General features: G+C 59.2%; 3 protein-coding genes. All 3 read left to right on the top strand.

Annotated features, from left to right (window positions below; translation table 11 throughout):
• The coding region (locus AC1DLB_RS15720; protein WP_477785247.1) for a type VI secretion system Vgr family protein at nucleotides 1-1,973 on the top strand (1,973 nt) is incomplete at its 5' end.
• Nucleotides 1,963-2,703, top strand: coding sequence for a DUF4123 domain-containing protein (locus AC1DLB_RS15725; RefSeq protein WP_477743679.1), 741 nt, complete (start codon nucleotides 1,963-1,965; stop codon nucleotides 2,701-2,703). The genes AC1DLB_RS15720 and AC1DLB_RS15725, both read left to right, overlap by 11 nt.
• Nucleotides 2,700-7,456, top strand: a 4,757-nt coding sequence (locus AC1DLB_RS15730; RefSeq protein WP_477785248.1) for an RHS repeat-associated core domain-containing protein, incomplete at its 3' end; no start/stop codon positions are given. The genes AC1DLB_RS15725 and AC1DLB_RS15730, both read left to right, overlap by 4 nt.

The following is a 7,456-nucleotide window of genomic DNA, read 5'->3' on the forward strand; positions in this document are numbered from 1 at the left end:
TTGCCCTGCAAGGTCGGGAAGCCATCAGCCAGCCTTTTGTGTTTGAGGTGGAGCTGGTCAGCGAGCAGCCGTCCCTGGACCTCGAAACGCTATTGCACAAACCGGCCTTCTTGCAGCTCTCGCCTGACGGCAGCGGCATTCATGGCCAGATCTACCGCGCCGCCCAGGGCGATTCGGGCAAACGCCTGACCCGCTACGCTGTGACCCTGCGCCCGCAGCTGTCCTACCTGGCGCACCGCATCAACCAACGCATCTTCCAGAACCTCACCGTGCCGAAAATCATCGGCATGGTCCTCGAAGAACACGGCATCCAAGGCAATGCCTACGAATTCAAAGTCGGGGCGATTTATCCCGAGCGCATTTACTGCGTTCAATACGATGAATCGGACCTGCAGTTCATCCAGCGCCTGTGCGAGGAAGAAGGTATCCATTACCACTTCCAGCACAGCGCCACGGCCCACAAGCTGGTGTTCGGCGATGACCAGACGGTGTTCCCGAAACTCGCGCCCGTGGCCTACCAGCAAGACTCCGGCATGGTCGCCAACGACCCGGTAATCAAGCGCTTCGACCTGCGCCTGGAAACCCGCACCAGCCGCACCACCCGCCGCGATTACGACTTCGAAAAACCGCGCCTGAAACTGGAAAGCGAGAACCGTGGCGACGCCCTGCCCGACCTCGAAGACTACGACTACCCCGGCCGCTTCATCGACCGCGAACGCGGCAAGCACCTGGCCAAACGCGCCCTCGAGCGTCACCGCAGCGACTTCCAGTTGGCCGAAGGCCGCAGCGATCAGCCGTTGCTGGTCAGCGGCCACTTCCTGGCCCTGACCCAACACCCGAAAGCCAAGTGGAACGACCTGTGGCTGCTCACCGAAATCCTCCACGAAGGCAAACAGCCGCAAGTGCTGGAAGAGTCGGTGACCAGCAACACCACCAATCTGAAAGACGATTTCCACCAGGGCTACCGCAACCGCTTCCAGGCCACCCCCTGGGACGTGCCGAACCGCCCGCCGCTGAACCACCCCAAGCCACGGATCCTCGGCAGCCAGAGCGCCGTAGTTACCGGCCCCAAGGGTGAAGAGATCCACTGCGACCAATACGGCCGCGTCAAAGTGCAATTCCATTGGGACCGCGAAGGTCAGGCCGACGACAAGACCAGCTGCTGGCTGCGCGTCTCCTCCGCCTGGGCCGGCGCCCATTACGGCGGCATCGCCATTCCACGCATCGGCATGGAAGTGCTGGTCAGCTTCCTCGAAGGTGACCCCGACCAACCGCTAATCAGCGGCTGCCTGTACCACAAGGAAAACGTCGTCCCGTACGCCCTGCCGGCGAACAAGACCCGCAGCACCTTCAAAACCCTGAGCTCTCCGGGCGGCGGCGGATTTAACGAGCTGCGTATCGAAGACAAAAAGGGCCAGGAGCAGATCTTCCTGCACGCCCAGCGCGACTGGGACGAAAACGTCGAGCACGACCAGAAAATCCGCGTCGGCAACGAACGCCACGACACCGTTGAGCAAAACAGCTACAGCGAATTCAAGGCCGAAGAACACCACACCGTCTATGCCGATCGCAAAGTCGAAGCCCGCGCCAACGACCACCTCACCGTGGGCGTCAACCAGCACATCAAGGTCGGCACCGGCCAATTCATCGAAGCCGGCCAGGAAATCCACCTGAGCAGCGGCATGAAAGTCGTGCTCGAAGCCGGCAGCGAACTCACCCTCAAGGGCGGCGGCAGCTTCATCAAGATCGACGCCAGCGGCGTGACGCTGAGCGGACCGGTGATCAACATGAACTCCGGCGGCAGCCCCGGCAGCGGAACCGGGGCGGCACCGCTGATGCCCGGCGCGCTGAAACAGGCTGATGCCGACAAGGCTGGCGCGGTACTGACGCCGGCGCAGATCAACACCCTGAAACGCAACGCGCCGTTCTGTGAAGAGTGCGAGAAGTGCAAGGCAGGTGCTTGTGCGATCTGATCTGATGACTCCACAGGCGTGGCTGGCTGAACGGCCGTTGCAGACGGGTGAGCGGTTGTACTTGATTGTTAGTGCGGCCAGTGATGCCGAGCCACTGAAGGCCTTCTACCAGCAACAAATGGCGCCGGAACTGATCCCGATCTGGAGCGGCACGCCTTATGCCGATTGGCAGCCCGTCATGCCCTACCTTGCCGAGGTGAAACCCAATGCCGGCTTTCTGCGATGGATTGCCGAAACCGATGCTCAGGACTGGGGTTGGTTGGCGGTATCCACCAGTGAGCCGAACATGGTGTTCGAACACCTTCGCAGCCTGACTCAGGTGCGCATGCCCGATGGGACCGAAGTGTTTTTCCGTTTCTGGGATGGGCGGCATATCTACCCGACTCTTGAAGGGCTGGGTGCAGGCGCGGGTGAGATATTGCCGGTGTTTGATCGGTATCTGATCAATGGCCAGAGCCTGGAAGTGGGGTCGAGGGCCGTTCCGCCAGCTAAGGAATGGCCGTGGTGGGAAGTGCCGCAGAAGTTGCTCGAAAGCTTGGCGGAAAAAGACCACACCACCGTCGTCGACAACCTGATGCAGTGGCTGGGAGAGGACTGCCCGGAACTGTTCTTCGCCTTCCCCGAAAGTAACTTGCGCCACAAGGTCGAACGCTTCGTTCGCCAACAATCCAATACAGAAGATTTGGCAGAGCGTCTTGCTGCTCAGCTGACAAAGGAAGTCACGTCATGAATACCCCGATTGGTACCTTGGTCCTGCGCGTGCTGGACGCCAAAACCCCTGACGTGAACCTGATTCTCAAAGACTTCAAGAATTGCCTGAGCGACTACAAAGACTGGGCGGACGGCTTCCTGACCGGCTGGGCACTGGATGTCGACCAGACTTTCAAAGTCGGCAATGAAGTCAGCGTGACCAAACGCAAGACCAAAACCGGTAAGGTCGAGACCTACGCGACTTGCCCCCTGGCGGGCGACTTCACGCTGATCCACATGTTCGAGTCGGCGCGCTTCGTACCGATCGGCAACACGCCAGTGAAACTGGAACCCGTCACCAAAGGCACTTTCTACGACGACGTCACCGGTCCCGTTATTGAAACAACGATCGGCCCGAGCGGCATCAAAGTGATCGACGGCTGCAAAAAGGGCCAGATGTACCGCATTACCTTTTTCCCGAACGTATCCCAAAGCAATGTCAAAGCTCTCTACGACTCTTATCAGGGCGTGATCGGCAAACTCAACGGCTGGCTGCAAAGCGAATGGTCGGGCAAGTTCCAGCCACAGTGGGCCAGCTACTCGGCAGCTGACCGCATGGGCCGCTYGGTCATTCTGCTCAAACGCGCGATGGATGGCCTGGAGAAAGCCCTGCTCCGGCTGTGGGACGACATCAAGAGCCTGTTCGAATTGCTCGCGCACCCAAAGGAAAACCTCAAAAAACTGCGCAAATATCTGTCGGACATCGAGATCGACAAACTCTATGCCGCGTCCAAGGAATCGATTGCCTCGGGGCTGTTGATCCTCAGCGACGAACCGCTGATGTTCATCTACGTCGCGGCGATTGTGGCGTGGGTCGGCATGCTGCCGCCCCAAGTGGTTGTCGACGTGGTGACCGCTATGGCGTCCGAGTTCCTGATCAACGTGCTGGTGGGTATCTGCCTAACTGGCGGTGCCGGTATCGCGGTGCGCGTCGGGACCAAGGTCCTGTCCACCGTCAAGTCCGGTGAGGCCGTCAGATACCTCGAAGAACTGGCCGCGACATTGATGAAGTTGAGTGGCGAGCACAGCTTGCCGGCGCATGCCGAGGTGTCGAAACCAGTGATCGCCAGCGCCAAGAACGTGCCGATGAAACCGACAAAAACGGCAGCGATAAAGATCGACGAAGCGGCGGCCAACGGCTCGAAGAGTCAGGTGCCGAAAACCACGGATACACCGAAGCAGGAGGTGAAGGATGCCTCTTCGTTTCCGCGTAAGAAAACCGAAAAACAAACCAAGCTGGAGCCCAAGGAAAAGGTCGACGACGCTTCTACTCAGTCGAAAACACCTGACGATAAAAGCGCTGCCTGCGCCAAGAAAACCTGCACCAATGGTTGCCCCGTATCGATGGTCACTGGCGAAGAGCTGCTGACGCTGACCGACGGTGAACTCGGTGGCCTGCTGCCCTTCAGCTGGACGCGCCTCTATCGCACCAGCGCCGCAGAAATCGACTGTGGCCTCGGTTACGGCTGGAGCCATGCCCTGGCGCAACGCGTCGACATCAACGACGATGAGGTGGTCTGGACCGACCACGAAAACCGCGTCACCACCTTCCCGTTGCCCAGCGTGCAGCGCCCGGCGATCACCAACAGCCTGTCGGAAGCGGCAATTTTCCTTGGCGACGATCCGTCCGAATTGATCCTCACCCAAGCCGGCGAACGCACCCAGTTCTACCACTTCCGCTACAACAGCAAAGGCGCGACGCTGATCGCCATCAGCGACAACTACGACAACCGCCTGCACATCACCCGTGACATTCACGGACGAATCAAACGTGTCGATAACGGCGCCGGTCGCGCCCTCCTCGTGCGTTACGACCGCAAACACATCGTCGCCATCGACTACCAGCAGTTTAGCCCGGCGGATAACCTGGAAGATGCCTGGAGCACTGTCCAGACCCTGGTCACCTATGGCTACGACGCCCAGTACCGCCTGATCGAAGCCAAAAACGCCGCCGGTGAAGCCGAGCGTTATGCCTATAACGACCAGAACGTCATTCTCGAGCGGCAACTGGCCGGAGGTGCCAGTTTCTACTGGGAATGGGAAAAAGAAGGCAAGTCAGCCCGCTGCATCCACCACTGGGCAAGCTTCTCCCAGATGGACGCGCACTACGCTTGGGATGACAAGGGCAGCGTCACCGTTACCAACGCTGACGGCAGCGAAGAAGTCTACACCCACGACGATCAGGCTCGACTGGTCGCCAAAGTCGACCCGGATGGTGCCGAACACCTGAAGGCCTACGATGACAAGGGCCGCCTGATCGCCGAAAAAGACCCCCTCGGCGCGGTCACCGAATACCAGTACAACGAAGCCGGTCGACTGGTTGCGGTGATTCCGCCAGAAGACGCCCCCACCACTTACGAGTACTACCACGGCTACGTCCGTGTGGTGAACCGTGGCCCAGCAAAGTGGACATACTGGCGCAACGATCAGGGCGACATCACCGAACAAGTCGACCCGGACGGCAATTCGACCCACTACAGTTACAACCGCCAAGGCCGTCTGCTGGAAATCCGTCACCCCGACGGCAGTCGTCATCAACTGGGCTGGAACAACCTCGGCCAACTGCTCGAAGAACAGTTACCGGACGGCGGCCAGCGCAAATATCGCTACGACGCCTTGGGCCGGCAGATCACCCGTCAGGACGAAAGCGGCGCAATCACCCACTACCAATGGGACGCTGCTAACCGCCTCGCGCAAATCACTTTGCCAGGCGGCGCTACGCGCGCATTCACCTACAACGCCTACGGCAAAGTCACTGCCGAACGCGACGAACTGGGCCGCGTCACCCGCTACGAATACGCCGATAACCTGCACTTGGTCAGTCGTCGCATCAATCCGGACGGCAGCCAGTTGCGCTATCGCTACGACAACCCGCGCCTGCTGCTCAGCGAGATCGAAAACGAACGTGGCGAGCACTATCACCTCGACTACTACGCCAATGGTCTGATCCAGCAGGAAACAGGCTTCGATGGGCGTCGTACCGCCTACGAGTACGACCTCAACGGCCAACTACTGAAGAAAACCGAATTCGGCGACGACGCCAGCGAGTTGGTCACAGAGTACCAACGCGACGCCGCTGGCCGGTTGCTGGTGAAAACCCTGGCCGATGGCGAGGAAATTCACTACAGCTATGATGCATTCGGCCGTTTGGTCAACGTCGACGACGGTCATTGGCCCCTCGCCTACGAATATGACCTGCAAGACCGCTTGATCACCGAACATCAGGGCTGGGGCACCACGCGTTACGAATACGACAAACTCGGCCAACTGAACCGCTGCCGCCTCCCCGACGGCAGCACACTCGACTACCGCCACCAACCCGGTGGACGCCTGAGCAGCATCGACCTCAACGGCTCGCGCCTGACCACGCACCAGTTCAGCGCCGGTCGCGAACAACGGCGCCAACAAGGCCTGCTGCTCAGCCAATACCAGTACGACGAACAAGGTCGCCTGCAAGCCCACACCGTCAGCCAGCAGGACCGTAACCTGTTTCGTCGTCGCTACGCCTACGACGCAAACGGCAATCTTGCGGGTATCGACGACAGCCGAAAAGGCAACCGCAGCTACCATTACGATCCGCTCGATCGCCTGATCAGTGTGCGCGGAGCTACGCCTGAAAGCTTCGCCCACGACCCGGCGGGCAACCTCCTGGGCCAAGGCGACCAGCCGGCCGCGAATCTTGCCAACGTCAAAGGCAACCGCCTGCTCATGCAGGGCGACCGCCACTATGACTACGACGCCCACGGCAATCTGATCCGCGAACGTCGCGGCACCGGGCAGAAACTCGTCACCGAATATCGTTACGACTGCCAGCACCGTTTAATCGGCGTCAGCCTGCCGGGTGGCAGCACCGCGAGCTACAAATACGACGCCTTCGGCCGACGCATCGCCAAAACCGTAGACGGCCAAACCACAGAATTCCTGTGGCAAGGCGAACGCCTCATCGCTGAAAGCGCCGACAACCGCTATCGCACTTACATTTATGAACCCGGCAGCTTCCGCCCTTTGGCGATGCTTGATGGCGAAGGCCCGCTGAGCGCTACACCTTTCTATTACCAACTCGATCATCTCGGCACGCCACAAGAACTCACCGACTACAGCGGAGAGATCATGTGGTCGGCTAAATACCGGGCCTACGGCAACCTCGCTACGCTGGATGTCGCTGAAATCGACAACCCGCTGCGCTTCCAGGGTCAGTACTTCGACGCCGAAACGGGCTTACATTACAACCGGCATCGCTACTACAATCCGGGAACTGGACGGTATCTGACGCCGGATCCGATCAAGCTTGCGGGTGGGTTGAACAACTACCAGTACGTGCCTAACCCTACGGGATGGGTGGATCCGTTGGGGCTGAGTTCAACGTGTCCTGGTCCTGATTGCAAGCTGCCCAATAATTCGGCAAATGCAACGAAACCCGACAATATTCCCATGTCCCAGGCTAAGTACGATGAAGTGATTAACCTTGAAAAAGGAAATAGGCCTGCTGACACACGTGAATATCTACCGGAGCATTATGTAAATATGCACGAAGAAGCCTTCAAGCAGCAGGGAGGCTCCTTTGTCGTTATTGACGAATGGATTGAACGCTCTAGTTATCCAACATTCCCTCCTAGAAAATTTGTAGGATTGCCATCAGAGATGGATACCGTGGTTGCCAAATACAAAGCTAGTGGGGGTAACTGGCAAGTGCTCAACAAGGAGCTCAACCTTGGTGCCTCGGACCTTTCCTC

Source organism: Pseudomonas sp. 05N434, from assembly GCF_056396965.1.